This window comes from Nocardioides dokdonensis FR1436, assembly GCF_001653335.1.
GTDB lineage: Bacteria > Actinomycetota > Actinomycetes > Propionibacteriales > Nocardioidaceae > Nocardioides > Nocardioides dokdonensis.
This window is the reverse complement of record NZ_CP015079.1, coordinates 462122-485906: the sequence shown is the minus strand read 5'-3', so window position 1 is coordinate 485906 and position 23785 is coordinate 462122. Positions and strand designations below refer to the sequence as shown.

Below are 23785 nucleotides of genomic sequence, written 5' to 3'. Positions count from 1 at the left end.
CGCGGGCCGGTCGCCGATGATGGAGGCATGCACAGCCAGATCCGCGCGAGCCCCGCGCGTCCCCACCAGACGTTGACCGAGGACGGGCGACGGATGCGAGAGGTGCTCAGCTACTCGCGCCGGGGCAGCCGGTTCACCCCCAGCCAGCAGGAGGCCTGGGACGCTCACGCGGAGGACTGGTTCGTCCCCGACGAGCTCGTGGACGAACCCGGTGTCGACGTGGCGTCCTGGTTCGGGCGCCGGGCGCCGCTGGTCGTGGAGATCGGGTGCGGCGTCGGCGAGGCGACCGGCGTGCTGGCCGCGGCGCGGCCGGACGTGAACGTCCTGGCACTCGAGGTGTGGCGCCCCGGCATCGCTGCCTCCCTGGCGGAGGTCGCCGCGGCCGGCGCGACCAACGTGCGCTTCTGCTCCGTGGACGCGGCCTGGATCCTGGAGCACCTGCTGCCCGAGGGGGGCCTCAGTGAGCTGTGGACCTTCTTCCCCGACCCGTGGCCCAAGACCCGGCACCACAAGCGGCGCCTGGTCTCTGCGGACTTCGCCGCCGTCGTGGCCTCGCGGCTCCAGGTGGGCGGTCGTTGGCGCCTGGCCACGGACTGGGCCGACTACGCCGAGCAGATGATGGGTGTGGTCGACGCTGCGCCGGGTCTGCTGGGTGGTCGGGTGCCACGGTGGGAGGAGCGTCCGGTGACGAAGTTCGAGCGCAAGGGGCGCGAGGCCGGGCGCGACATCGTCGACCTGGAGTACACGCGGACCTGAGATCTCCTCACGATTTGGACCACGTCGGGGGGATCTGCCAAGATGCTCAGGTTGCTCCGGCGGGTCGCCGGGGTGCGGCACGGCTTGACTACTGAATCGCGTCTCCCCATCACCCGTGATGGATCGTGGCTCGGTGTCCGGCGTGCAGTCGCACCGCTCCTGCTGCACAGCAGGGGGGAGACCGGTCAGCCCGACACACCGTCGGGCATCATCCAAGAATGACAAGCAGGCAAGACCCCCGGTCTTGTGTTGCGCCCGGGATCATGTGTCCAGGGGGCGACACGCCCGACCGCGGGGGTCGGCGGCAGGATGAGAAGCAACGGGGGGACCGACTCAAGCCCGAGGAAGTCCCGGACATGCACGCGGCAGATGAGTAGAAGGACGAGAGAGACCTATGGCGGGACAGAAGATCCGCATCAGGCTCAAGGCCTATGACCACGAGGTGATCGACACCTCGGCGCGCAAGATCGTGGACACCGTCACCCGTACGGGTGCGAAGGTCGCCGGCCCGGTGCCGCTGCCGACCGAGAAGAACGTGTACTGCGTCATCCGCTCGCCCCACAAGTACAAGGACTCCCGCGAGCACTTCGAGATGCGCACCCACAAGCGCCTCATCGACATCATCGACCCCACGCCGAAGACCGTCGACTCGCTGATGCGGCTCGACCTTCCTGCGGGCGTCGACATCGAGATCAAGCTCTGAGGTCCAGGACATGACGATCGAACACAACCTGAAGGGGCTGCTGGGCACCAAGCTCGGCATGACCCAGCTCTGGGACGACAACAACCGTGTCGTCCCCGTGACCGTGATCGCGGCGAACACCAACGTGGTGACCCAGATCCGCACGCCCGAGGTGGACGGCTACAACGCCGTGCAGATCGGGTTCGGCGAGATCGACGGGCGCAAGGTGAACAAGCCCGACGCCGGTCACTTCGACAAGGCGGGTCTGACCCCGCGCCGTCACCTGGTCGAGATCCGCACCTCTGCCGCCGGCGGTTACACCGTCGGCCAGGAGATCGCGGTCGACACCTTCGCCGCTGGCGAGGAGATCGACGTGACGGGCACCAGCAAGGGCAAGGGCTTCGCCGGCGTCATGAAGCGTCACGGCTTCGCCGGTGTCTCTGCCTCGCACGGTGCCCACCGCAACCACCGCAAGCCCGGTTCGATCGGCGCCTGCGCCACGCCGGGCCGTGTCTTCAAGGGCAAGCGGATGGCCGGTCGCATGGGTAACGACACCATCACCACCCAGAACATCACCGTGCACGCCGTCGACCTCGACAAGGGCCTGATCCTGCTCAAGGGTGCCGTTCCCGGCCCCAAGGGCGGTCTCGTGGTCCTGCGGTCGGCCGCCAAGAAGAGCCAGGAGGCCTGAGCATGGCTGTCAAGACCGTCAAGGTCGACCTGCCCGCCGACATCTTCGACGTGGCGGTCAACGTGCCGTTGATCCACCAGGTCGTCGTCGCGCAGCAGGCTGCTGCCCGCCAGGGCACGCACTCCACCAAGACGCGCGCCGAGGTGCGCGGTGGTGGACGCAAGCCCTACAAGCAGAAGGGCACCGGCCGCGCCCGTCAGGGCTCGACCCGCGCTCCGCAGTTCGTCGGCGGCGGCGTCGTCCACGGCCCGCAGCCGCGCAGCTACGACCAGCGCACCCCCAAGAAGATGAAGGCCGCCGCCCTGCGCGGTGCCCTCTCGGACCGGGCGCGCAACGGCCGTATCCACGTCGTGGACTCGCTCGTCACGGGCGACAAGCCCGCCACCAAGGTCGCCCTGACCGCGCTGGCCGAGCTGAGCGACCGACGCAAGTTCCTCGTGGTGCTCGAGCGCACCGACCAGCTGACCCTGCTCTCGCTGCGCAACGCGCCCGAGGTGCACATCCTGGCTGTCGACCAGCTCAACACCTACGACGTGCTCGCGTGCGACGACATCGTGTTCAGCAAGAGCGCGTACGACGCGTTCGTCGCCGGCCACGCCGGATCGACCAAGGAGGCCGCGAAGTGAGCACCCTGCACAAGGACCACCGCGACGTGCTGCTCGCCCCGGTCGTCTCCGAGAAGAGCTACAGCCTGCTCGACGCGAACAAGTACACGTTCGTCGTGCGGCCCGACGCCAACAAGACCGAGATCAAGATCGCGGTCGAGAAGATCTTCAACGTGAAGGTCACCTCGGTCAACACCCTCAACCGCACTGGCAAGACCCGGCGCACGCGCAACGGGATGGGCAAGCGCAAGGACACCAAGCGCGCCATCGTCAGCCTGGCTGAGGGTCACCGCATCGACATCTTCGGGGGCCCGGTCTCCTGACCGGGTCTGACGACACGAGGACTGAACACACATGGCTATCCGCAAGTACAAGCCGACCACACCGGGCCGTCGCGGCTCGTCGGTCGCCGACTTCGTCGAGATCACTCGCACGACGCCGGAGAAGTCGCTGACGGTGCCGCTGCCCAAGAAGGGCGGCCGCAACAACCAGGGCCGGATCACCACCCGGCACCAGGGTGGCGGTCACAAGCGCGCTTACCGGATCATCGACTTCCGTCGCTACGACAAGGACGGCGTCCCGGCGAAGGTCGCCCACATCGAGTACGACCCCAACCGCACCGCGCGCATCGCGCTGCTGCACTACGCCGACGGCGAGAAGCGCTACATCATCGCGCCGCGCGGCCTGGTGCAGGGCACCGTGATCGAGTCGGGCACCGGGGCTGACATCAAGACCGGCAACAACCTGCCGCTGCGCAACATCCCGGTCGGTTCGACGATCCACTGCGTGGAGATGCGTCCGGGGGCGGGGCCAAGATCGCCCGCTCGGCCGGCATCTCCGCCCAGCTCGTCGCCCGTGAGGGCTCGCGCGCCACGCTGCGCCTGCCCTCGGGCGAGATGCGCTTCGTCGACGTGCGCTGCCGCGCCACGCTCGGCGAGGTCGGCAACGCCGAGCAGTCGAACATCAACTGGGGCAAGGCCGGGCGCATGCGCTGGAAGGGCAAGCGCCCCACGGTCCGAGGTGTCGTCATGAACCCCGTCGACCACCCGCACGGTGGTGGCGAGGGCAAGACGTCCGGTGGACGTCACCCGGTTTCGCCTTGGGGCAAGCCCGAGGGCCGTACGCGCAAGCGCAAGGCCAGCGACTCCCAGATCATCCGTCGCCGCAAGTCCGGCAAGGGTAGGAAGTAAACGACATGCCTCGCAGCCTGAAGAAGGGCCCCTTCATCGACGGCCACCTGCAGAAGAAGGTGGACGCGGAGAACGAGAAGGGCTCCCACAACGTCATCAAGACCTGGTCGCGCCGGTCGATGATCGTGCCCGACATGATCGGTCACACCATCGCCGTGCACGACGGTCGCAAGCACGTCCCGGTCTTCGTCACCGACTCGATGGTCGGTCACAAGCTGGGCGAGTTCGCCCCCACCCGCACCTACCGCGGGCACGTCAAGGAAGACCGGAAGGGACGCCGCCGATGAGCACCACCGAGCGCCTGCGCACGAGTGCCCGCCGCGAGTCGCTGCTCGGCGACCAGCCGGGGGCCTTTGCCACCGCCCGCTACACCCGCATCACCCCGATGAAGGCTCGCCGGGTCGTGGACATGGTCCGCGGCATGGCCGTCGACGAGGCCCTGGCGCTGCTGCAGTTCGCGCCCCAGGCCGCGTCCGAGACCGTGTACAAGGTCCTGGAGAGCGCCATCGCCAACGCCGAGACCACCGAGGGCCTGGCAGTCGCCGACCTCGTGATCTCGGTCGCGAGGGTCGACGAGGGTCCCACCATGAAGCGCTGGCGCCCTCGGGCCCAGGGGCGGGCGACGCGCATCAACAAGCGCACGAGCCACATCACCCTGGTCGTCCAGCCCGCCGACGTGGTGGCCGCCAAGTCCACCAAGCGCGGCCCTAAGAACGGAAAGAGTGCCTGATGGGACAGAAGATCAACCCCAACGGCTTCCGTCTGGGAATCAGCACCGACCACAAGTCGCGCTGGTACGCGGACAAGCTGTACAAGTCCTACGTCGGCGAGGATGTCGCCATCCGCAAGCTGCTCAGCAAGGGCATGGAGCGGGCCGGCATCTCCAAGGTCGAGATCGAGCGCACCCGTGACCGTGTGCGGGTGGACATCCACACCGCACGCCCGGGCATCGTCATCGGTCGCCGTGGCGCCGAGGCCGACCGCATCCGTGGCGAGCTCGAGAAGCTCACCGGCAAGCAGGTGCAGCTGAACATCCTCGAGGTCAAGAGCCCCGAGATGGATGCTCAGCTGGTCGCCCAGGGTGTCGCCGAGCAGCTCGCCGGGCGGGTGCAGTTCCGCCGCGCGATGCGCAAGGCCATGCAGACGACCATGCGCTCCGGTGCCAAGGGCATCCGGATCCAGTGCTCGGGCCGGCTCAACGGCGCCGAGATGTCGCGCACGGAGTTCTACCGCGAGGGCCGCGTGCCCCTGCACACCCTGCGTGCCGACATCGACTACGGCTTCTACGAGGCCAAGACCACCTTCGGTCGCATCGGCGTGAAGGTCTGGATCTACAAGGGCGAGGTCGCCGGCTCCCGAGCCGAGCGCCAGGCCCAGGCTGCAGCCCGCGCCGGCGTCCCCGGTCGCGGCGGCAACGCCCGTCCCGCGCGCGGTGGCGAGCGGCCCAGCCGCGGCACCCGTCCGGTCCGCTCGGACCGCGAGGGCGCTGCCCCCGCGAGCACCGAGGCGCCGGCCGAGTCCGCCGCTCCCGCGAGCACCCCCGCTGACACCACGGCCGGATCGGAGGCCTGAGACCATGTTGATGCCCCGTCGCGTCAAGCACCGCAAGCAGCACCACCCGAAGCGGACCGGGATGGCCAAGGGCGGCACCACGCTCGCCTTCGGCGACTTCGGTATCCAGGCCATCGAGGGTCACTACGTCACGAACCGGCAGATCGAGTCTGCTCGTATCGCGATGACCCGGCACATCAAGCGAGGCGGCAAGGTGTGGATCAACATCTACCCCGACCGCCCGCTGACCAAGAAGCCTGCCGAGACCCGCATGGGTTCCGGTAAGGGCTCCCCCGAGTGGTGGGTGGCGAACGTCAAGCCCGGCCGCGTCATGTTCGAACTTTCCGGAGTCACTGAGGACGTTGCTCGCGAGGCCATGCGCCGTGCGATGCACAAGCTCCCCATGAAGTGCCGGTTCATCTCGCGAGAGGCGGGTGAATTCTGATGGCCAACGGTGTCAAGGCCCACGAGCTCGACGAGATGAACGACGTCGACCTCGAGGCGCGTCTGCGCGAGGCCAAGGAGGAGCTTTTCAACCTCCGGTTCCAGGCGGCCACCGGCCAGCTGGAGAGCCACGGCCGTCTGCGCACGGTCAAGAAGGACATCGCCCGGATCTACACCGTGGTGCGTGAGCGTGAGCTCGGTATCCGGACCGCTCCGGGCAGCGACGAGAACGAGGACGGTGCCGCATGAGCGAGCAGACAGTCGACAACGGCACCCAGCGCAACGACCGCAAGGTCCGCGAGGGTCTCGTCGTCAGCGACAAGATGGACAAGACCGTGGTCGTGTCCGTCGAGGAGCGCGGCAAGCACGCGCTCTACGGCAAGGTCCTCCGCAAGACCAGCAAGCTCAAGGCCCACGACGAGAACAACGAGTGCGGCACTGGCGACCGGGTCCGGATCATGGAGACCCGTCCGCTGTCGGCGACCAAGCGCTGGCGCGTCGTGCAGATCCTCGAGCGCGCCAAGTGACCCCTCGCCCCGTGCGAGGGAACAACCCCACAAGTTCGGCCAGGCTCGCCGCCCCTGAGACGACGAGAACCGGCACGACAACCAGGAGAAATCGATGATTCAGCAGGAGTCGCGACTCAAGGTCGCCGACAACACCGGTGCGAAGGAAATCCTTTGCATCCGTGTTCTCGGTGGCTCGGGTCGGCGCTACGCCGGTATCGGCGACACCATCGTCGCCACTGTCAAGGACGCGATCCCCGGCGGCAACGTGAAGAAGGGTGACGTCGTCAAGGCCGTCATCGTGCGCACCGTCAAGGAGCGCCGCCGGGCCGACGGGTCCTACATCCGCTTCGACGAGAACGCGGCAGTGATCCTCAAGACCGATGGCGAGCCGCGCGGTACGCGCATCTTCGGCCCCGTCGGTCGTGAGCTTCGTGAGAAGAAGTTCATGAAGATCATCTCGCTCGCCCCGGAGGTGCTCTGAGCTATGGCGAAGAGTGTGAACATCAAGAAGGGCGACACCGTCAAGGTGATCGCCGGCAAGGACAAGGGCGTCGAGGGCAAGGTCATCCAGGTGCTCCGTGAGGAGCAGCGGGTGATCGTCGAGGGTGTGAACCGCATCAAGCGGCACACCAAGGTCGTGAACCAGGGTGGCGCCGGCAGCACCGGCGGCATCATCACGGCTGAGGCCTCGATCCACGTCTCCAACGTGATGCTCGTCGAGGACGACGGGGTGACCCGGATCGGCTTCCGCCGTGACGAGGTCACCAAGCGTCGCCCGGACGGCTCGACCTACCAGGCCGAGCGCAGCGTCCGCATCTCGCGCAAGACCGGCAAGGAGATCTGAGATGACCGAGACCCAGACCACCGACGCTCCGGTGATCTCCGCGAAGGTTCCCCCTCGCCTCAAGACGCGCTACCGCGAGGAGATCCTCCCCGCGCTGCGCACCGAGTTCGAGATCGCCAACGTCATGCAGGTGCCCGGGCTGACCAAGATCGTGGTCAACATGGGCGTCGGCGAGGCCGCGCGCGACTCGAAGCTGATCGACGGTGCCGTCAAGGACCTCGTCGCGATCACCGGCCAGAAGCCGACCGTGACCAAGGCCCGCAAGTCCATCGCGCAGTTCAAGCTGCGCGAGGGCATGCCGATCGGCGCCCACGTGACGCTGCGCGGTGACCGCATGTGGGAGTTCCTCGACCGCCTGCTGTCCCTCGCGCTCCCGCGCATCCGCGACTTCCGGGGTCTCAACCCCGGCCAGTTCGACGGTCGTGGCAACTACACGTTCGGTCTGACCGAGCAGGTCATGTTCCACGAGATCGACCAGGACAAGATCGACCGCTCGCGCGGCATGGACATCACCGTGGTCACCACGGCCACGACCGACGACCAGGGCCGCGCGCTGCTCAAGCAGCTCGGCTTCCCGTTCAAGGAGAACTGACATGGCGAAGACCGCCCTGAGGGTCAAGGCCGCTCGCAAGCCGAAGTTCGCGGTGCGCGGCTACACCCGCTGCCAGCGCTGCGGCCGCCCGAAGGCCGTGTACCGCAAGTTCGGCCTCTGCCGTATCTGCCTGCGGGAGATGGCGCACCGCGGCGAGCTGCCCGGCGTGACCAAGTCCAGCTGGTGACCCAGACCTCACGTTCCATCTACACACGATCGCTGCAGGTCGCCCCTGAGATGCAGGGGCGATACCACGGTGGAGAAAGGGCCTCGCGGCCATGACGATGACTGACCCGATCGCAGACATGCTTACCCGTCTGCGCAACGCCAACCAGGCGTTCCACGATGATGTGACGATGCCGTACAGCAAGCTCAAGCAGGGTGTTGCTGAGATCCTCAAGCAGGAGGGCTACATCGCCTCCTTCGAGGTGGCCGAGCCCGCTGAGGGCGAGGTCGGCAAGACGCTGCACATCACTCTCAAGTACGGCCGGAACCGGGAGCGCTCCCTCGCGGGCGTTCGCCGGATCAGCAAGCCCGGCCTGCGGGTCTACGCCAAGCACACGGGTCTCCCGAAGGTGCTGGGCGGACTGGGCGTCGCGATCATCTCGACGAGCCAGGGCCTGCTGACCGACCGCCAGGCAAACCAGAAGGGCGTAGGTGGGGAAGTCCTCGCCTACGTCTGGTGACGACGAGACCGAGATAGGAGAACGAAAGCATGTCGCGCATTGGCAAGCTCCCCGTCGCGGTCCCGTCCGGTGTCGACGTGGCGATCGACGGACCGCAGGTGACTGTGAAGGGCCCCAAGGGAACCCTTTCGCACACCGTGGCGTCCCCGATCACCGTCGAGCAGGGTGACGGCGTCCTCGACGTCAAGCGTCCTGACGACGAGCGCGAGTCGCGCTCGTTGCACGGACTGACCCGCACGTTGGTCAACAACATGGTCGTCGGTGTCACCGACGGCTACGAGAAGAAGCTCGAGATCGTGGGCGTGGGTTACCGCGTCCTGTCGAAGGGCCCCGCCCAGCTGGAGTTCCAGCTCGGCTACTCGCACCCGATCATCTTCGACGCGCCCGAGGGCATCAGCTTCACCGTCGAGGGCCCCACCAAGCTCGGTGTCCAGGGCATCGACAAGCAGCTCGTCGGCGAGGTTGCGGCCAACATCCGCAAGCTTCGCAAGCCGGAGCCCTACAAGGGCAAGGGCGTTCGTTACGCCGGCGAGCAGGTCCGCCGCAAGGTCGGAAAGGCTGGTAAGTGACCCATGGGTATCTCGCTGTCGAACAACAAGCACACCGCGACGCGCACCCGCGCTCGCCTGCGCCGTCAGATGCGTGGTCGCAAGAAGGTGCACGGCACCTCTGAGCGCCCGCGCCTGGTCGTGACCCGCAGCTCGAAGCACATCTCCGTCCAGGTCGTTGACGACCTGGTCGGCCAGACGCTGGCCAGCGCCTCCACCATGGAGGGCGACCTGCGTGGCTTCGAGGGCGACAAGACCGCCAAGGCGAAGAAGGTCGGCGAGCTCGTCGCCGAGCGCGCCAAGGCTGCCGGTGTCGACGGGGTCGTCTTCGACCGCGCCGGCAACAAGTACCACGGTCGCGTCGCGGCCCTTGCGGACGGCGCCCGCGAGGGCGGCCTGAGCTTCTGATCGCACGTCAAGCAACAACAGAGAAGAGGAAAGTCTCATGAGCGGAGCCCAGCGCGGACAACAGCGTGGTGGCGAGCGCCGTGGACGTGACGACCGTCGCGGTCAGGGCGCGGACAAGACCGCCTACATCGAGCGCGTCGTTGCGATCAACCGTGTCGCCAAGGTCGTGAAGGGTGGTCGTCGCTTCAGCTTCACCGCCCTCGTGGTCGTCGGCGACGGTGATGGTCTGGTCGGCGTCGGCTACGGCAAGGCCAAGGAGGTGCCCGCGGCGATCGCCAAGGGCGTCGAGGAGGCGAAGAAGAACTTCTTCCCCGTTCCTCGTATCCAGGGCACCATCCCTCACCCCGTCCAGGGTGAGAAGGCGGCCGGCGTGGTCATGCTGCGTCCCGCCGCTCCTGGTACCGGTGTGATCGCCGGTGGCCCGGTGCGTGCGGTCCTCGAGGCGGCCGGCATCCACGACATCCTGAGCAAGTCGTTGGGGTCGTCGAACCAGATCAACATCGTGCACGCCACGGTGGCGGCCCTGCAGATGCTCGAGCAGCCCGAGGCCGTGGCCGCTCGCCGCGGCATGCGGGTCGAGGACGTCGCCCCGGCGGCGATGCTCCGGGCGCGCAACGAGGTTCCGGCCGGTGTGTCGCTGGAGGTGTCCTCCTGATGGCACAGCTCAAGGTCCAGCAGAACAAGGGCCTGGTCGGCCTCAAGGCCAACCAGCGCGACACGCTGCGCTCGCTCGGTCTGAAGAGGATCGGCGACGTGGTCGTCAAGGAGGACCGTCCGGAGATCCGGGGCATGGTCAACACCGTCCGTCACCTGGTGACGGTCGAGGAGGTCGAGTGACATGACGCTCAAGCTGCACCACCTGCGCCCGGCCCCGGGCGCCAAGACTGCCAAGACCCGCGTGGGTCGCGGTGAGGGCTCCAAGGGCAAGACCTCGGGTCGCGGTACCAAGGGCACCAAGGCCCGGTACCAGGTCCCGGTCGCGTTCGAGGGTGGCCAGATGCCCATCCACATGCGGCTCCCGAAGCTCAAGGGCTTCAGGAACCCCTTCAAGATCGAGTTCCAGGTCGTCAACCTGGACCGCCTGGACTCCTTGTTCCCCGAGGGTGGCACCGTCACCGTCGAGGACCTGGTGGCCAAGGGCGCAGTCCGCGACGGTCACCCCGTCAAGGTGCTGGGCCAGGGCGAGATCTCGGTCAAGGTCGACGTGAGCGCTCAGGCGTTCTCGGCCTCGGCCGTGTCGAAGATCGAGGCTGCCGGCGGCTCGACCACCACGGTCTGAGCCTCGGCGACATCACGATGAGGGCGCGGGAGTGCGCCGCCACCAGGCGGCCTCCCGCGCCCTTCGTCGTCGGTGGAGCCACGCCGGGCACGTCTGCGGCGGGGACCGTGACGTCGAGCCCTCGTCCGACTGTTAGGCTTCGCGAGGCTTCCTGGGTCATCCCGGGGAGCCGTCATTCTGTGTGGAGAAAGAGGATCTCGTGCTAGGCGCTTTCGCCAACGCTTTCAGGACGCCGGACTTGCGGCGCAAGCTGCTGTTCGTCCTGATGATCATCGTGATCTTCCGGGCCGGGTCCCAGATCCCGGCACCGGGCGTGAACGTCGCCAACGTGCAGCAGTGCATCGACCTGGCCTCGCAGGGGGAGAACGCGAGCCTCTACAGCCTGGTCAACCTGTTCTCGGGCGGAGCGTTGCTCCAGCTGACGATCTTCGCGCTCGGGATCATGCCGTACATCACGGCCAGCATCATCCTGCAGCTGCTCGTCGTGGTCATCCCGCGACTCGAGGCGCTGAAGAAGGAGGGGCAGGCCGGGCAGACCAAGATCACGCAGTACACCCGCTACCTGACCCTGGGGCTGTCCCTGCTGCAGGCCACCGGCATCGTCGCGCTGGCCCGCTCGGGCAACCTCCTGCAGTGCGAGCTCCCACTGCTGCACGACGACAGCACGTCGACCTTCCTGGTCATGGTGATCACCATGACCGCGGGTACCGCCGTCATCATGTGGCTCGGTGAGCTGATCACCGAGCGGGGCGTCGGCAACGGCATGTCGATCCTGATCTTCTGCCAGGTCGTGGCGACCTTCCCGGCCGCGCTCTGGGAGGTCCAGAAGTCGCAGGGCTGGTGGATGTTCGGGGTCGTGATGGCCATCGGACTCGTCATCGTGGCCGCGGTCATCTTCATCGAGCAGGCGCAGCGCCGGATCCCCGTGCAGTACGCACGCCGGATGGTCGGGCGCAAGATGTTCGGCGGCTCCTCGACCTACATCCCGCTCAAGGTGAACCAGGCCGGCATCATCCCGGTCATCTTCGCCTCGTCGCTGCTGTACCTGCCCGCGATGGCGGTGCAGTTCAACCAGGACGCCGGGTCGGGCTGGATCACCTTCGTCAGCCGCTACTTCGTCAACGGCGACCACCCGCTCTACATGATCACCTACTTCGCGCTGATCATCTTCTTCACCTACTTCTACGTGTCGATCACCTTCAACCCCCACGAGGTGGCCGACAACATGAAGAAGTACGGCGGCTTCATCCCCGGGATCCGGGCGGGCAAGCCGACCGAGGACTACCTGTCCTACGTCCTGTCCCGCATCACGCTGCCGGGCGCTCTCTACCTCGGTCTGATCGCACTCATCCCGCTGATCGCCCTGGTCCTGATCGATGCCAACCAGAACTTCCCGTTCGGAGGCACCTCCATCCTCATCATGGTGGGCGTCGCGCTCGACACGGTGAAGCAGATCGAGAGCCAGCTCCAGCAGCGCAACTACGAAGGATTCCTGCGTTGAGGCTGATCCTGATGGGCCCCCCCGGGGCCGGCAAAGGCACCCAGGCCACGTTCGTGGCCCAGCACCACGGTGTCCCCGCGATCTCCACCGGCGACATCTTCCGCGCCAACGTCTCGCAGGGCAGCGAGCTCGGTCTCGAGGCCCAGCGCTACATGGACGCGGGGGAGTACGTCCCCGACGAGGTGACCAACTCGATGGTGCGCAACCGCATCGCCGAGGACGACGCGGCGCCGGGCTTCCTCCTGGACGGCTACCCGCGCACCCTGGCCCAGGTCCAGGAGCTCGACTCGATGGTCGAGGCCACCGGCCACCGCCTCGACGCCGTGGTGGTGCTGACGGTGGAGATGGACGAGATCGTCCAGCGGCTGCTGCAGCGTGCACAGACCGAGGGGCGCACCGACGACACCGAGGACGTCATCCGTCGCCGCCAGGAGCTCTACATCGAGCAGACCGAGCCGCTGGTCGAGGTCTACCGCGAGCGCGGGCTGCTCGTCGAGGTGAACGGGATGGGCGAGGTCGCCGAGGTGACCAGCCGCATCCTGGACGCCCTCGACTCCTCGCCCCAGAGCTGAGCCGGGACCGACTCGATGGGACTGCGCGACCGCGGACTCGAGATCAAGACGCCCGAGCAGATCCTGCTGATGCGTCGGGCCGGCCTCGTGGTGGGTCACACCCTGGAGCTGCTGCGGACCTCGGTCCGGGCCGGCATCAGCACCGCCGAGCTCGACGCGATCGCCGAGGACAGCATCCGCTCACGAGGTGCGACGCCGTCGTTCAAGGGCTACTACGGGTTCCCGGCCTCGATCTGCGCCTCCGTCAACGACGAGGTCGTCCACGGCATCCCCGGTGATCGGGTCCTGGCCGACGGCGACGTGATCTCCATCGACTGCGGGGCCATCGTTGAGGGCTGGCACGGGGACGCGGCGCTCACCGTCGCCGTGGGCACGGTCGCCGACGACGTGCAGGAGCTGATGCGCACCACCGAGGAGGCGTTGTGGCGGGGGATCGCCGCCGCCCGCCCGGGCGGCCGGGTCACCGACATCTCGCACGCCGTGGAGACCCACGTGCGCTCCCAGGGTGCCTACGGCATCCTCGAGGACTACGTCGGTCACGGCATCGGCACCCAGATGCACCTGCCGCCCAACGTCCCGAACTTCGGCAAGCCCGGCCGCGGTCCGCGCCTGGTCGAGGGCCTGGCCCTGGCCGTGGAGCCGATGATCACCCTGGGCGGCAAGGACACCGACGTCCTCGAGGACGACTGGACCGTCGTCACCGTGGACGGCACCCACTCGGCGCACTACGAGCACACCTTCACCCTGACCTCCACCGGCACGTGGGTCCTCACCGCGCTCGACGGCGGCGAGGCCGCGCTGGGCGAGCTCGGCGTCCCCTTCGGCGGCCGCTGACCCGGAGCGCGGCCGGGTGACCGGTGGCGTGCGAGGATGGTCGCGCAGGGGGGAGTATTCCTTCGTCACGGTCTCGTCAGCACGTCCGGTCCTCTGACCGGACCGGGACCGTGGGTCGCGCTCGCGGCGGGAGAGACCTCGGCACTCCGTCATCCCTATCAGGAGGAACCCTGTGGACGTCTCTGCCCTCGAATGGGGCATCACGATCACCGTCACGTGTGCCGTGCTGCTCTTCGACGTCATCCTCATCTCGCGCAACCCGCACGAGCCGACGATGCGCGAATCCACCGTCGCCTTCGTCCTCTACATGTCGGCCGCCGTCGTGTTCGGCTTCTGGACCTGGGGCTTCCACGGGCAGGAGTACGGCGTCGACTTCTTCACCGGCTTCGTGGTGGAGAAGAGCCTCTCGGTCGACAACCTCTTCGTCTTCATCGTCCTGATGGCAGCGCTGAAGGTCCCGCGCAAGTACCAGCAGGAAGCCCTGATGGTGGGCATCATCCTGGCGCTGGTCTTCCGAGGCGTCTTCATCGCCGTGGGCTACGCGCTGATCGAGAACTTTAGCTGGGTCTTCTACATCTTCGGGGCGTTCCTCATCTACACCGCCGTGAAGCTGATCTCCTCCTACCGCAAGCACGAGGAGGAGCACCCCGAGGACTCGCGCCTGGTGGTCTTCGCCCAGAACCACCTCAACGTGGGCGATCGCTGGGAGGGGCTGAAGCTCTTCTACCGCGACAACGGGGTCCGCTACGCCTCGCCCATGCTGATCGTCATCATCGCGCTGGGCACCACCGACGTGCTGTTCGCCCTCGACTCGATCCCGGCGATCTTCGGCATCACCCAGGAGCCGTACCTGGTCTTCACCGCCAACGTGTTCGCCCTCATGGGGCTGCGCCAGCTGTACTTCCTCATCGGCGGGCTGCTCGAGCGACTGGTCTACCTGTCGCTGGGCCTGGCCTTCATCCTGGCCTGGATCGGCGCCAAGCTCGTCATCCATGCCCTGCACGAGAGCGAGGTCATCGCCTGGGAGGTGCCCACGCTCCTCAGCCTCGCGGTCATCCTCGTGGCGCTGGGCCTCACGGCGGTCCTGAGCCTGGCGAAGACCAAGAAGGACGAGCACGCGTCCGTGGAATAAGGAGGCGGTCGGCGGGCGCTCACCGGACGTGACCCCGCCGACCCTCTCCGTCCTCGACCTGGTGCCCGTGCGCAGCGACCAGACCTCCGCCGATGCGCTCGCTGCGACGCTGTCGCTGGCCCGCAGCGCCGACGAGCTGGGCTACCGCCGCTACTGGGTGGCCGAGCACCACAACATGCCCGCGGTGGCCGCCACCAACCCGCCCGTGCTGATCGCCATGCTCGCTGCGGCGACGCGTCGCATCCGGCTCGGTTCGGGCGGGGTGATGCTGCCCAACCACGCGCCGTTGGTGGTGGCTGAGCAGTTCGCCCTGCTGGAGGCCGCCTTCCCCGGACGCATCGACCTCGGCATCGGGCGTGCTCCGGGCACCGACCCGGTGACCTCCTTCGCCCTGCGCCACGGGGCGGGCGGCGTGGGCGAGGACGCGGTCGCCCGCTTCCCGCAGTACGTCGACGACGTCGCGGCGATGATGGCCCCCGACGGCGTCACGGTCTCGGTCCAGGGTCGCTCCCAGGCGCTGCGCGCCACGCCGGCCGCTGCGAGCGTGCCGACCCTGTGGCTGCTGGGCTCCTCGGACTACTCGGCGCGCCTGGCCGCCGAGCGAGGCCTGCCCTACGTCTTCGCCCACCACTTCTCGGGCCAGGGGACCGCCGAGGCCCTCGCGCTCTACCGCGAGAGCTTCCGGCCCTCGGAGGTGCTCGACGCCCCGCGCACCTTCCTCACCGTCAACGCAGCGGTCGCGCCGACCCTCGAGGAGGCGCAGCGCCTGGCGCTCCCGCACCTGCAGATGATGCTGGCGCTGCGTACCGGGCAGCCGTTGGGCCCCCAGCGCCTCGTCGAGGAGGCCGAGGAGGTGGGCATCGCCGAGGAGCAGCGCCCGCTCGTCGAGGCCATGTCGCGGCGCTGGGTGATCGGCGACGCCGAGACCGCCCGTGCGCGCATCGCCGACCTCGCGGCCCAGCACGACGTCGACGAGGTGATGGTGCACCCGGTCGGGTCGGCGTACGTCGGCACGGACCCGTCCGGCTCGCCGGCTCGCGAGCAGACCCTGCGGCTCCTGGCGTCCTGATTAGGGATCCCGTCCGGGCCGCGTCTAAACTGGCGTGTCGGCCCAACGTGGGTCTGTTCTGTGGCGCCTCGCGGCTGCCCGAGCACTGCATCTGACCCCTCGAGAGAGACGGTCGCGGTGGTCCGGGTGAGGGGTGCGGAACGGCTGCACGAGGTCCACCGGAGTGCGAGGTCATCTCGCGCGCCGGAGGTTCCCGGGCCACCTGCACCGACACCCGTCGGAGCAGTGCACCAAACGGTGGACAAATGCGACAGATTGTGGAGGACATGCCAAAGAAAGAAGGCGTGATCGAGATCGAGGGCTCCGTCGTGGAGGCCCTGCCCAACGCCATGTTCCGCGTCGAGCTGAGCAATGGCCACAAGGTTCTCGCCCACATCAGCGGCAAGATGCGCCAGCACTACATCCGGATCCTCCCTGAGGACCGCGTGGTGGTGGAGCTCTCGCCGTACGACCTCACACGAGGTCGGATCGTCTACCGCTACAAGTAAGCGAAGCCGACGGTTCCCGGCGGGAGCCACGAAAGGACCTCGACATGAAGGTCAGCCCCAGCGTCAAGCGCATCTGCGACAAGTGCCAGGTGATCCGTCGCCACGGCCGCGTCATGGTGATCTGCTCCAACCCGCGCCACAAGCAGCGCCAGGGCTGAGCAGGCGCCGGCCCCAGGCCGGTGAGCCGCACGCAGCACCACAGCAGCACCGCACCACTCCATACGTGAACGCTTAGCCGCACAGCGGTGAAATCACCCCCGGAGCAGCAGGCCGGGGCCCGTCCTACGAGGGCCGGGACGCGTCACGACCGACACCTCTGCGAACCACGGAAAGGCCACCACCATGGCACGCCTCGTTGGTGTTGATCTCCCGCGTGACAAGCGCGTCGAGATCGCACTCACCTACATCTACGGCATCGGCCGTACCTCCTCCCAGCAGCTGCTCGCGAAGACCGGGGTCGACCCGAACACCCGTGTGCACGAGCTCGGGGACGAAGAGCTGGTCAAGCTCCGCGACGCCATCGACGCCGACTTCAAGATCGAGGGCGACCTCCGACGCGAGGTCCAGGCCGACATCCGTCGCAAGATCGAGATCGGCAGCTACCAGGGTCGCCGTCACCGCATGGGCCTCCCGGTCCGCGGCCAGCGCACCAAGACCAACGCGCGTACCCGCAAGGGTCCCAAGCGCACGGTCGCCGGCAAGAAGAAGAGCAAGTGATCGCACGCCTCCGGGCGTCTCACTGCACTTCGATCTCGAACTCACCGACCAGCTAACCCAGGAGTACACCTATGCCTCCCAAGAGCCGCAGCGCGGCCGGCGCCAAGAAGGTGCGCCGCAAGGAGAAGAAGAACGTCGCTCAGGGCGAAGCCCACATCAAGAGCACGTTCAACAACACCATCGTCACCATCACCGACCCCACCGGTGCGGTGATCGCGTGGGCCTCAGCCGGAACCGTCGGCTTCAAGGGCTCGCGCAAGTCCACCCCGTTCGCCGCGCAGATGGCCGCTGAGGCCGCTGGTCGCCGGGCGATGGAGCACGGCATGAAGAAGATCGACGTCTTCGTCAAGGGTCCGGGTTCGGGCCGCGAGACGGCGATCCGATCCCTGGGTGCGATCGGCCTCGAGGTCGGCACCATCCAGGACGTCACGCCCACGCCCCACAACGGCTGCCGCCCGCCCAAGCGCCGGCGCGTCTGACCCGCGTCAGAGAACAGGAGACTTTGAGAGATGGCCCGTTACACCGGCCCCATGACCCGCAAGTCCCGCCGTCTCGGCGTGGACCTCGTCGGCGGCGACGCTTCGTTCGAGCGTCGTCCCTACCCTCCCGGTGCGCACGGTCGTGCACGCATCAAGGAGAGCGAGTACCGCACACAGCTGCAGGAGAAGCAGAAGGCCCGCTTCACCTACGGCGTGATGGAGAAGCAGTTCCTGAACTACTACAAGGAGGCCTCGCGCCGCTCGGGCAAGACGGGTGACAACCTGCTGCAGATGCTCGAGTGCCGCCTGGACAACGTGGTCTACCGTGCCGGCTTCGCCCGCACGCGTCGCCACGCCCGCCAGGTCGTCGCCCACGGCCACTTCCTGGTCAACGGCAAGAAGGTCGACATCCCGTCGTACCAGGTCTCCGCACACGACATCATCGACGTGCGCGAGAAGTCCCTGGAGATGACGCCCTTCATCGTGGCTCGCGAGACCCACGGCGAGCGCGTCGTCCCGGCCTGGCTCGAGGTGCACCCGGAGCGGATGCGCGTGTTCGTGCACCAGGTCCCGGTGCGTGCGCAGATCGACATCCCGGTCCAGGAGCAGCTCATCGTCGAGTACTACTCGAAGAAGTAAACCGTCGGGGGCTCCGCCCCCGACCACCCCCGCTGGGCTTCGCCCCAGACCCCCCGTGGTGCACACCGCGGGGGGACGGGGGGCCTGCTCCATCTTCCTTCGACATCGCAGTTCGGGCCCGTCAAATAGCGGGTGGGCCCGGAAAGGAAAGAACAAGTGCTCATCGCACAGCGCCCCACCCTTTCGGAAGAGACCGTCGACGAGTTCCGCTCGCGGTTCGTCATCGAGCCGCTCGAGCCCGGCTTCGGCTACACCCTCGGCAACTCGCTGCGGCGCACGCTGCTCAGCTCCATCCCCGGCGCGTCGGTCACCAGCATCAAGATCGACAACGTGCTCCACGAGTTCTCGACGGTCGAGGGCGTCCGCGAGGACGTCACCGAGCTCATCTTGAACCTCAAGGGTCTGGTCGTCTCCTCCGAGCACGACGAGCCGGTCACGATGTACCTGCGCAAGTCCGGTGCCGGCGACGTCACCGCCGCCGACATCGCACCCCCGGCCGGCGTCGAGGTCCACAACCCCGAGCTCAAGATCGCCACCCTGTCCGACAAGGGCAAGCTGGAGATGGAGCTGGTCGTCGAGCGTGGCCGCGGCTACGTCTCGGCCGTGCTCAACAAGGGCGCCGACAACGAGATCGGCCGGATGCCCGTCGACTCCATCTACAGCCCCGTGCTGAAGGTGACGTACAAGGTCGAGGCCACCCGTGTCGAGCAGCGCACCGACTTCGACAAGCTCGTCATCGACGTCGAGACCAAGCCCTCGATCCGGCCCCGCGACGCCATCGCGTCGGCCGGCAAGACGCTGGTCGAGCTGTTCGGCCTGGCCCGCGAGCTCAACGTCGAGGCCGAGGGCATCGACATCGGTCCCTCGCCCGTCGACGAGCAGCTCGCCGCCGACCTGGCGCTGCCGGTCGAGGACCTGCAGCTGACGGTGCGGTCCTACAACTGCCTCAAGCGCGAGGGCATCCACACCGTGGGTGAGCTCATCGGTCGCTCGGAGCAGGACCTGCTCGACATCCGCAACTTCGGCGCGAAGTCGATCGACGAGGTCAAGGCCAAGCTCGTCGAGATGGGCCTCTCGCTGAAGGACAGCGCTCCCGGCTTCGACCCGCAGGCGGCCCTGGCTGCCTACGGCGACGACGACGACGACGCGTTCGTCGAGGACGAGCAGTACTGACCCACCCTGGGGGGCTCCGCCCCCCGGTCCCCCGGTCCGTGAGGGCCGGGACATGAGAAAACCGCACGCGGACAAGTCCGGATGCGTCTACCCCGGTACCTGGTACGGCCGGAGAGAAGAGAGAGCACGATGCCCAAGCCCACCAAGGGACCCCGCCTCGGCGGCAGCCCTGCCCACCAGCGCCTCATCCTGGCGAACCTGTCGACCCAGCTCTTCGAGCACGGCCGCATCACGACCACGGAGTCGCGCGCCCGTGCCCTGCGCCCGTGGGCCGAGAAGCTGATCACCAAGGCCAAGAAGGGTGACCTGCACAGCCGTCGCGAGGTCCTCAAGACCATCCGCGACAAGGGTGTCGTGCACGTGCTGTTCACCGAGATCGCCCCGACCTTCTCGGAGCGCCCCGGTGGCTACACCCGCATCACCAAGATCGGCCCCCGCAAGGGCGACAACGCGCCGATGGCCGTGATCGAGCTCGTCACCGAGGCCTACTCGCCGACGCCGAAGGCTGCCCGCCCCGCGGCGGCGACCTCGGCCGAGGAGACCCCGGCCGAGGAGGCTCCCGCCGAGGAGACCGCCGTCGAGGAGACCCCGACCGAGATGATCGACGAGGCCTCCCCGGAGGAGAGCGTCGTCGCCGAGGCCGAGGTCACCGAGGACGAGGGCGACACCAAGGCCTGATCCGGCTCACCGCCTGACCTGGCTCATCGACAGGGGAGGTTCCCCGGCACCCGTTGCCGAGGAACCTCCCCTGTCGCACGTGCTGGGGGTGTCAACGGGGCCACTCCCGCTCGACCAGGCGCAGGGCGTCTGGCAGGCCCAGCCCCAGCCGCCGAGCGGTCGCGGCGTAGGCAGCAGCCGCCCGGCCGGCCTCGTCGCTGCCTGCCTCGGCCGACGAGGCCACGAACGTGCCCCGCCGCCCCTCGGTGACCACGACCCCGTCGGTCTCCAGCTCCCGGTAGGCCCGGGCGACCGTGTTGACCGCCACCCCGAGCTGCTCGGCCAGCCCGCGCACGGTCGGCAGCCGGGTGCCCGGGGCCAGCTCGCCGGCGGCGGCCCGGGTGGCCACCTGGCGGCGCAGCTGTTCGAAGGGTGGCTCGGAGGAACCCGGATCGAGGGGCAGCACGCTCATGTGCGCACCCTAGGCCGCGGCACGGGTGGGTGCCCCTGGACCTCCGGTCGTGGTAGACCCACGGCATGGACCCGGACGTGATGGTGGTCGGCGAAGCCCTGGTCGACGTCGTGCGCACGGCCGACGGCGCGGTGGGGGAGCATGCCGGCGGCAGCGCCGCCAACGTCGCGGTCGCGCTCGCCCGCCTGGGGCGCCCGGTGCGCTTCGCCACCGCCTACGCCGACGACGAGCGGGGGGCGCTGCTGGCCCGGCACCTGGCCGGGGCGGGCGTCCGGCTCGCGAGCGACCCGCACGTCGTCCGGCGCACCTCCACCGCCGAGGCGACCATCGGCACCGACGGTGGGGCGAGCTACGTGTTCGACCTGGACTGGCGCCTCGGGGAGGTGCCCCAGGACCCGACGCCCCTCGCACTGCACGTCTGCTCGCTCGGGGCGGTGGTGGCCCCCGGGGCCGAGGCCGTGGTGCGCCTGGTGGAGGCGTTGCGCGCGCGCACGACGATCACCTACGACGTCAACATGCGCCCAGCGGTGACCGGTGCCGGGCCCGAGGTGGTCGAGCAGGTCGAGCGACTGGTGGCGCTGGCCGACCTGGTCAAGGTCAGCGACGAGGACCTCGAGGTGCTGCTGCCGATGCTCGGGGTCGAGGACGCGGCTCGACGGCTGCTGTCGCTCGGGCCTCGCGCCGTCGTGCTCACCCGCGGCGCCGAGGGTGCGACGTGGTGGTCGGAGGCAGGCGCCGTCGACGTCTCCCCGCGGGCCGTGGAGGTGGCCGACACCATCGGGGCGGGGGACACCTTCGCCGCGGCCCTGGTCGACGGGCTGTGGCACCTCGACCTGCTCGGGGGCCGGCTGCCGACGCTGTCGGAGGCGAGCGTGCACGGCCTGCTGGACCATGCCTCGCGGGCCGCAGCGGTGACCGTCTCGCGGCCCGGCGCCGACCCGCCGTACCGCTCCGAGCTGGGCTGAGGCCCCGCTGGCGAACCCGGGGTGCGGGCCCGTGGCCCGGGTGCGCGAGGATGAGCGCGTGCGCCTGCGGATCGACCTCGCCTACGACGGCACCGACTTCCGCGGCTGGGCGACCCAACCCGGCCTCCGCACGGTCCAGCACGAGGTCGAGACGGCCCTGGCGGTGGCGCTGCGCGTCGGGGTCCGCGAGGACCAGCGCGCGGGCGAGCAGGCCCGGGTGCCGGTGGTGTGCGCGGGTCGCACCGACGCAGGGGTCCACGCCCGTGGCCAGGTGCTGCACACCGACGTCGACCCCGCGCTGGTCGCCGCGGCCGCTGGTCGCTCACCGAAGACCCCGTTGGAGACGCTGGAGCGCCGCGTCAACGGCATCCTGCCCGCCGACGTGGTCGTGCGCCGCGTGGTCGAGGCCCCGGTCGGCTTCGACGCCCGCTTCTCCGCGACCTGGCGCCGCTACGTCTACCGCATCGCCGACGCAGCCTCGAGCCGCGACCCGCTGGCCCGCAACCACGTCGTGGTCTGGCCCCGGCCGCTGGACGTCGAGGTGCTGCAGGAGGCCTCGCTCCCGCTGGTGGGACACCACGACTTCGCGTCCTTCTGCCGGCGTCGCGAGGGCGCCACGACGATCCGCACCCTGCTCGACCTCGACTGGCGCCGCGGACCGGACGGACTCGTCGAGGCGACCGTGCGCGCCGACGCGTTCTGCCACTCGATGGTGCGCGCGCTCGTGGGGTGCCTGCTGGACGTGGGGCAGGGCCGGCGTCCCGTCGACTGGCCCACCTGGGTGCTCAGCGCCCGGGCCCGCCTCCCGCAGGTCACCGTGGCGCACCCGCACGGGCTGACCCTCGAGGAGGTCGCCTACCCGGCCGACGCCGAGCTGGCCGAGCGCGCCGACCAGACCCGGGCCCGACGTGCGGCGCTGCCCGGAGCCCCGACCTCGCAGGAGCCGACGTGACCGACGAGCCCGACAATGAGCACTACTTCACCGCCGACCCCTCTGTGCCGTTCACGCGCGCGCCCGTCACGGTGTCGGTCTGGGGCCACGAGCTGGACCTGGTGACCGGCTCGGGCGTCTTCGCCCGGGGTCGGCTCGACGGGGGCACCGCCGTGCTGCTCCGCGAGACCCCGGCGCCCGCCGGGGGACGGCTCCTCGACCTCGGCTGCGGCTACGGCGTCATCGGGCTGGGCGCTGCGGTCGCCGCACCGACCGCGCAGGTCACGGCCGTCGACGTCAACGAGCGGGCCCTGCTGCTGGCCCGCGAGAACGCCGCGTCGCTGGGGGTGTCTCAGCGCTACACCGCGCTGCTGCCCGACCAGGTGCCCGCGGAGGCGACGTACGACGAGATCTGGTCGAACCCGCCGATCCGCATCGGCAAGCCGGCGCTCCACCAGCTGCTGCTCACCTGGCTGCCCCGCCTGGTGCCCGGTGGGCGTGCGGTCCTGGTCGTGGGCAAGAACCTGGGCGCCGACTCGCTGCAGCGCTGGTTGGGCGAGCAGGGCTGGCCGACCACCCGGATCGGTGGTGCGAAGGGCTTCCGGGTGCTCGAGACGCGGCGTGCCGGTGACTGAGCCGGGCTGCGTGGCTCAGGGCGTCAGGCCGTGCGCGAACAGCGCCGCGGCCTCGGGGTCCTGACTGGTGCGTCGGCGGTAGGCCAGCCGGACCAGCTCTGCTGCCGGGGCGCTGACCTCGACGACCGGTCGGCCGTCCCCGACCGCGACCGGGTCCGCGTCGACGTCGGTGGGCGTGAGGAGCAGGGTGCCCGGCAGCGGTTCGATGCGTCCCATCCGCACCTGGCGGGGGTAGAACAGCGTGACCACCTCGCCCACGGCGTCCCAGGCCAGGGCCGGGGACGGCTCCCACTCGGCGGCGCGCCCCTGGGAGTCCAGGAGGTCGAAGGTGTGCAGCACGGTCTCGAGGACCTGGCGCCGCGTCCACCAGCCGACGGTCCCGCGCCCGCGCCCGAAGGTCCAGGCCGGACGGTCGGGGTCGGTGCCGGTCAGGACCCGGACCAGCTCGACGGCGTGGCCGCGGAACCAGTCGGGCAGGGCACTGAGGTCGGCGGGCGCGGGTGCGACGTCCGCCTCGGGGTTGTTGTCGACCACCGCCTGGGTGGCCCACTGGTAGACCCCGCCCACGTGCTCCACCAGGTCCGCGGCGCACCAGTCGGGGCAGGCGGGCACCGAGGCGGCCAGGTCGGCCTCACCGACCAGGGCGACCAGGCGCTCGGTCGTCGTCTGCAGGAGCCTGTTCCAGTCGTGGGGCACCGCCCCATCCAAGCACGGCGCCCGGTCCGCGAGGGACCGG

37 protein-coding genes and 2 pseudogenes are annotated in these 23785 nt (G+C 69.1%); 37 read left to right on the top strand and 2 right to left on the bottom strand.

The window, feature by feature from the left end; genetic code table 11:
- Nucleotides 1-27 precede the first annotated feature (27 nt).
- The 34 genes and pseudogenes from trmB (at nt 28) to rplQ (ending at nt 20067) form a co-directional block, all read left to right on the top strand.
- A complete protein-coding gene (trmB, locus tag I601_RS02340) occupies nt 28-756 on the top strand; it encodes a tRNA (guanosine(46)-N7)-methyltransferase TrmB (RefSeq protein ID WP_068105938.1) in 729 nt (242 codons plus the stop codon).
- Between the two features lie 394 nt (nt 757-1150).
- The gene (rpsJ, locus tag I601_RS02335) at nt 1151-1459 is read left to right on the top strand and encodes a 30S ribosomal protein S10 (RefSeq protein WP_008360994.1); all 309 of its coding nucleotides are present in this window, start codon (nt 1151-1153) and stop codon (nt 1457-1459) included.
- A gap of 10 nt (nt 1460-1469) precedes the next feature.
- Nucleotides 1470-2129, top strand: a complete 660-nt coding sequence (gene rplC / locus I601_RS02330; RefSeq protein WP_068105935.1) for a 50S ribosomal protein L3 — start codon at nt 1470-1472, stop codon at nt 2127-2129.
- 2 nt (nt 2130-2131) lie between these two features.
- Nucleotides 2132-2749 (top strand): annotated as a pseudogene (rplD, locus tag I601_RS02325) (50S ribosomal protein L4); the annotation flags it as partial.
- A gap of 2 nt (nt 2750-2751) precedes the next feature.
- Entirely contained in the window at nt 2752-3057 is a 306-nt protein-coding gene (rplW, locus tag I601_RS02320) for a 50S ribosomal protein L23 (RefSeq protein WP_068105928.1), read from the top strand.
- A 31-nt stretch (nt 3058-3088) separates the two neighbouring features.
- Nucleotides 3089-3924, top strand: a pseudogene (rplB, locus tag I601_RS02315) (50S ribosomal protein L2).
- Nucleotides 3925-3929: 5 nt separating this feature from the next.
- Nucleotides 3930-4211 (top strand): 30S ribosomal protein S19, encoded by a 282-nt coding sequence (gene rpsS, locus I601_RS02310; protein WP_068105926.1) that lies wholly within the window; start codon nt 3930-3932, stop codon nt 4209-4211.
- On the top strand, nt 4208-4654 hold the full coding sequence (gene rplV / locus I601_RS02305; protein WP_068105923.1) for a 50S ribosomal protein L22: 447 nt from the start codon (nt 4208-4210) through the stop codon (nt 4652-4654). The genes rpsS and rplV overlap by 4 nt, the downstream gene beginning before the upstream one ends.
- Nucleotides 4654-5496 carry a 30S ribosomal protein S3 gene (gene rpsC / locus I601_RS02300; protein WP_068105919.1) on the top strand — a complete coding sequence of 281 codons (843 nt, stop codon included), beginning with the start codon at nt 4654-4656 and terminating at the stop codon, nt 5494-5496. Before rplV ends, rpsC begins: the two co-directional genes overlap by 1 nt.
- Nucleotides 5497-5500: 4 nt before the next feature.
- Nucleotides 5501-5920 (top strand): 50S ribosomal protein L16, encoded by a 420-nt coding sequence (gene rplP, locus I601_RS02295; protein WP_068105916.1) that lies wholly within the window; start codon nt 5501-5503, stop codon nt 5918-5920.
- Nucleotides 5920-6168 carry a 50S ribosomal protein L29 gene (gene rpmC, locus I601_RS02290; RefSeq protein ID WP_068105914.1) on the top strand — a complete coding sequence of 83 codons (249 nt, stop codon included), beginning with the start codon at nt 5920-5922 and terminating at the stop codon, nt 6166-6168. The genes rplP and rpmC overlap by 1 nt, the downstream gene beginning before the upstream one ends.
- The gene (gene rpsQ, locus I601_RS02285) at nt 6165-6446 is read left to right on the top strand and encodes a 30S ribosomal protein S17 (RefSeq protein WP_068105912.1); all 282 of its coding nucleotides are present in this window, start codon (nt 6165-6167) and stop codon (nt 6444-6446) included. The genes rpmC and rpsQ overlap by 4 nt, the downstream gene beginning before the upstream one ends.
- A 94-nt stretch (nt 6447-6540) precedes the next feature.
- A complete protein-coding gene (rplN, locus tag I601_RS02280) occupies nt 6541-6909 on the top strand; it encodes a 50S ribosomal protein L14 (RefSeq protein WP_068105909.1) in 369 nt (122 codons plus the stop codon).
- Between the two features lie 3 nt (nt 6910-6912).
- Nucleotides 6913-7272 carry a 50S ribosomal protein L24 gene (rplX, locus tag I601_RS02275; RefSeq protein WP_068105907.1) on the top strand — a complete coding sequence of 120 codons (360 nt, stop codon included), beginning with the start codon at nt 6913-6915 and terminating at the stop codon, nt 7270-7272.
- A 1-nt stretch (nt 7273) separates the two neighbouring features.
- A complete protein-coding gene (gene rplE / locus I601_RS02270; RefSeq protein WP_068105904.1) occupies nt 7274-7864 on the top strand; it encodes a 50S ribosomal protein L5 in 591 nt (196 codons plus the stop codon).
- Nucleotide 7865: 1 nt separating this feature from the next.
- On the top strand, nt 7866-8051 hold the full coding sequence (locus I601_RS02265) for a type Z 30S ribosomal protein S14 (RefSeq protein ID WP_028636399.1): 186 nt from the start codon (nt 7866-7868) through the stop codon (nt 8049-8051).
- A gap of 91 nt (nt 8052-8142) precedes the next feature.
- Nucleotides 8143-8550: a 30S ribosomal protein S8 gene (gene rpsH / locus I601_RS02260; RefSeq protein ID WP_068105901.1), complete on the top strand. Its 408-nt coding sequence runs from the start codon at nt 8143-8145 to the stop codon at nt 8548-8550.
- Nucleotides 8551-8579: 29 nt separating this feature from the next.
- Nucleotides 8580-9119, top strand: a complete 540-nt coding sequence (gene rplF / locus I601_RS02255) for a 50S ribosomal protein L6 (RefSeq protein WP_068105898.1) — start codon at nt 8580-8582, stop codon at nt 9117-9119.
- A 3-nt stretch (nt 9120-9122) separates the two neighbouring features.
- The gene (rplR, locus tag I601_RS02250; RefSeq protein ID WP_068105895.1) at nt 9123-9506 is read left to right on the top strand and encodes a 50S ribosomal protein L18; all 384 of its coding nucleotides are present in this window, start codon (nt 9123-9125) and stop codon (nt 9504-9506) included.
- Nucleotides 9507-9543: 37 nt separating this feature from the next.
- Complete coding sequence (rpsE, locus tag I601_RS02245) at nt 9544-10161, top strand: 30S ribosomal protein S5 (protein WP_068105892.1); 618 nt, start codon at nt 9544-9546, stop codon at nt 10159-10161.
- Entirely contained in the window at nt 10161-10343 is a 183-nt protein-coding gene (gene rpmD, locus I601_RS02240; RefSeq protein WP_068105889.1) for a 50S ribosomal protein L30, read from the top strand. Before rpsE ends, rpmD begins: the two co-directional genes overlap by 1 nt.
- A gap of 1 nt (nt 10344) precedes the next feature.
- Nucleotides 10345-10785 carry a 50S ribosomal protein L15 gene (gene rplO / locus I601_RS02235; RefSeq protein WP_068105883.1) on the top strand — a complete coding sequence of 147 codons (441 nt, stop codon included), beginning with the start codon at nt 10345-10347 and terminating at the stop codon, nt 10783-10785.
- A gap of 199 nt (nt 10786-10984) precedes the next feature.
- On the top strand, nt 10985-12286 hold the full coding sequence (gene secY, locus I601_RS02230) for a preprotein translocase subunit SecY (protein WP_068105880.1): 1302 nt from the start codon (nt 10985-10987) through the stop codon (nt 12284-12286).
- Nucleotides 12283-12858 carry an adenylate kinase gene (locus I601_RS02225; protein WP_068105878.1) on the top strand — a complete coding sequence of 192 codons (576 nt, stop codon included), beginning with the start codon at nt 12283-12285 and terminating at the stop codon, nt 12856-12858. The genes secY and I601_RS02225 overlap by 4 nt, the downstream gene beginning before the upstream one ends.
- A gap of 15 nt (nt 12859-12873) precedes the next feature.
- Nucleotides 12874-13692: a type I methionyl aminopeptidase gene (gene map, locus I601_RS02220; RefSeq protein WP_068105875.1), complete on the top strand. Its 819-nt coding sequence runs from the start codon at nt 12874-12876 to the stop codon at nt 13690-13692.
- A 172-nt stretch (nt 13693-13864) separates the two neighbouring features.
- Nucleotides 13865-14824: a TerC family protein gene (locus tag I601_RS02215; protein WP_068105872.1), complete on the top strand. Its 960-nt coding sequence runs from the start codon at nt 13865-13867 to the stop codon at nt 14822-14824.
- A 28-nt stretch (nt 14825-14852) separates the two neighbouring features.
- A complete protein-coding gene (locus I601_RS02210; RefSeq protein WP_068105871.1) occupies nt 14853-15893 on the top strand; it encodes an LLM class flavin-dependent oxidoreductase in 1041 nt (346 codons plus the stop codon).
- A 266-nt stretch (nt 15894-16159) separates the two neighbouring features.
- Entirely contained in the window at nt 16160-16381 is a 222-nt protein-coding gene (gene infA / locus I601_RS02205; protein ID WP_068114187.1) for a translation initiation factor IF-1, read from the top strand.
- Between the two features lie 44 nt (nt 16382-16425).
- Complete coding sequence (gene rpmJ / locus I601_RS02200) at nt 16426-16539, top strand: 50S ribosomal protein L36 (protein WP_068105870.1); 114 nt, start codon at nt 16426-16428, stop codon at nt 16537-16539.
- A gap of 184 nt (nt 16540-16723) precedes the next feature.
- A complete protein-coding gene (gene rpsM / locus I601_RS02195; RefSeq protein ID WP_068105869.1) occupies nt 16724-17098 on the top strand; it encodes a 30S ribosomal protein S13 in 375 nt (124 codons plus the stop codon).
- Nucleotides 17099-17169: 71 nt separating this feature from the next.
- Nucleotides 17170-17577, top strand: coding sequence for a 30S ribosomal protein S11 (gene rpsK, locus I601_RS02190; protein ID WP_068105866.1), 408 nt, complete (start codon nt 17170-17172; stop codon nt 17575-17577).
- Nucleotides 17578-17607: 30 nt separating this feature from the next.
- The gene (rpsD, locus tag I601_RS02185; RefSeq protein ID WP_068105865.1) at nt 17608-18216 is read left to right on the top strand and encodes a 30S ribosomal protein S4; all 609 of its coding nucleotides are present in this window, start codon (nt 17608-17610) and stop codon (nt 18214-18216) included.
- 156 nt (nt 18217-18372) lie between these two features.
- Nucleotides 18373-19389 (top strand): DNA-directed RNA polymerase subunit alpha, encoded by a 1017-nt coding sequence (locus tag I601_RS02180; RefSeq protein WP_068105862.1) that lies wholly within the window; start codon nt 18373-18375, stop codon nt 19387-19389.
- A 129-nt stretch (nt 19390-19518) separates the two neighbouring features.
- A complete protein-coding gene (rplQ, locus tag I601_RS02175; RefSeq protein WP_068105859.1) occupies nt 19519-20067 on the top strand; it encodes a 50S ribosomal protein L17 in 549 nt (182 codons plus the stop codon).
- Nucleotides 20068-20158: 91 nt separating this feature from the next.
- Here rplQ and I601_RS02170 read toward each other — a convergent pair whose 3' ends face one another.
- Entirely contained in the window at nt 20159-20518 is a 360-nt protein-coding gene (locus I601_RS02170; RefSeq protein ID WP_068105856.1) for a GntR family transcriptional regulator, read from the bottom strand.
- A 65-nt stretch (nt 20519-20583) separates the two neighbouring features.
- Between I601_RS02170 and I601_RS02165 the strand changes: the two genes are divergently transcribed.
- From I601_RS02165 to I601_RS02155, 3 genes are read left to right on the top strand one after another with little or no spacing between them, the layout of a single operon-like run.
- Nucleotides 20584-21483 carry a carbohydrate kinase family protein gene (locus tag I601_RS02165; RefSeq protein WP_068105853.1) on the top strand — a complete coding sequence of 300 codons (900 nt, stop codon included), beginning with the start codon at nt 20584-20586 and terminating at the stop codon, nt 21481-21483.
- 58 nt (nt 21484-21541) lie between these two features.
- Nucleotides 21542-22435 carry a tRNA pseudouridine(38-40) synthase TruA gene (gene truA, locus I601_RS02160; RefSeq protein ID WP_068105850.1) on the top strand — a complete coding sequence of 298 codons (894 nt, stop codon included), beginning with the start codon at nt 21542-21544 and terminating at the stop codon, nt 22433-22435.
- Nucleotides 22432-23049: a class I SAM-dependent methyltransferase gene (locus tag I601_RS02155; protein WP_068105849.1), complete on the top strand. Its 618-nt coding sequence runs from the start codon at nt 22432-22434 to the stop codon at nt 23047-23049. The genes truA and I601_RS02155 overlap by 4 nt, the downstream gene beginning before the upstream one ends.
- 15 nt (nt 23050-23064) lie before the next feature.
- Here I601_RS02155 and I601_RS02150 read toward each other — a convergent pair whose 3' ends face one another.
- Nucleotides 23065-23745: a maleylpyruvate isomerase family mycothiol-dependent enzyme gene (locus tag I601_RS02150; RefSeq protein WP_068105846.1), complete on the bottom strand. Its 681-nt coding sequence runs from the start codon at nt 23743-23745 to the stop codon at nt 23065-23067.
- Between the last annotated feature and the right edge of the window lie 40 nt (nt 23746-23785).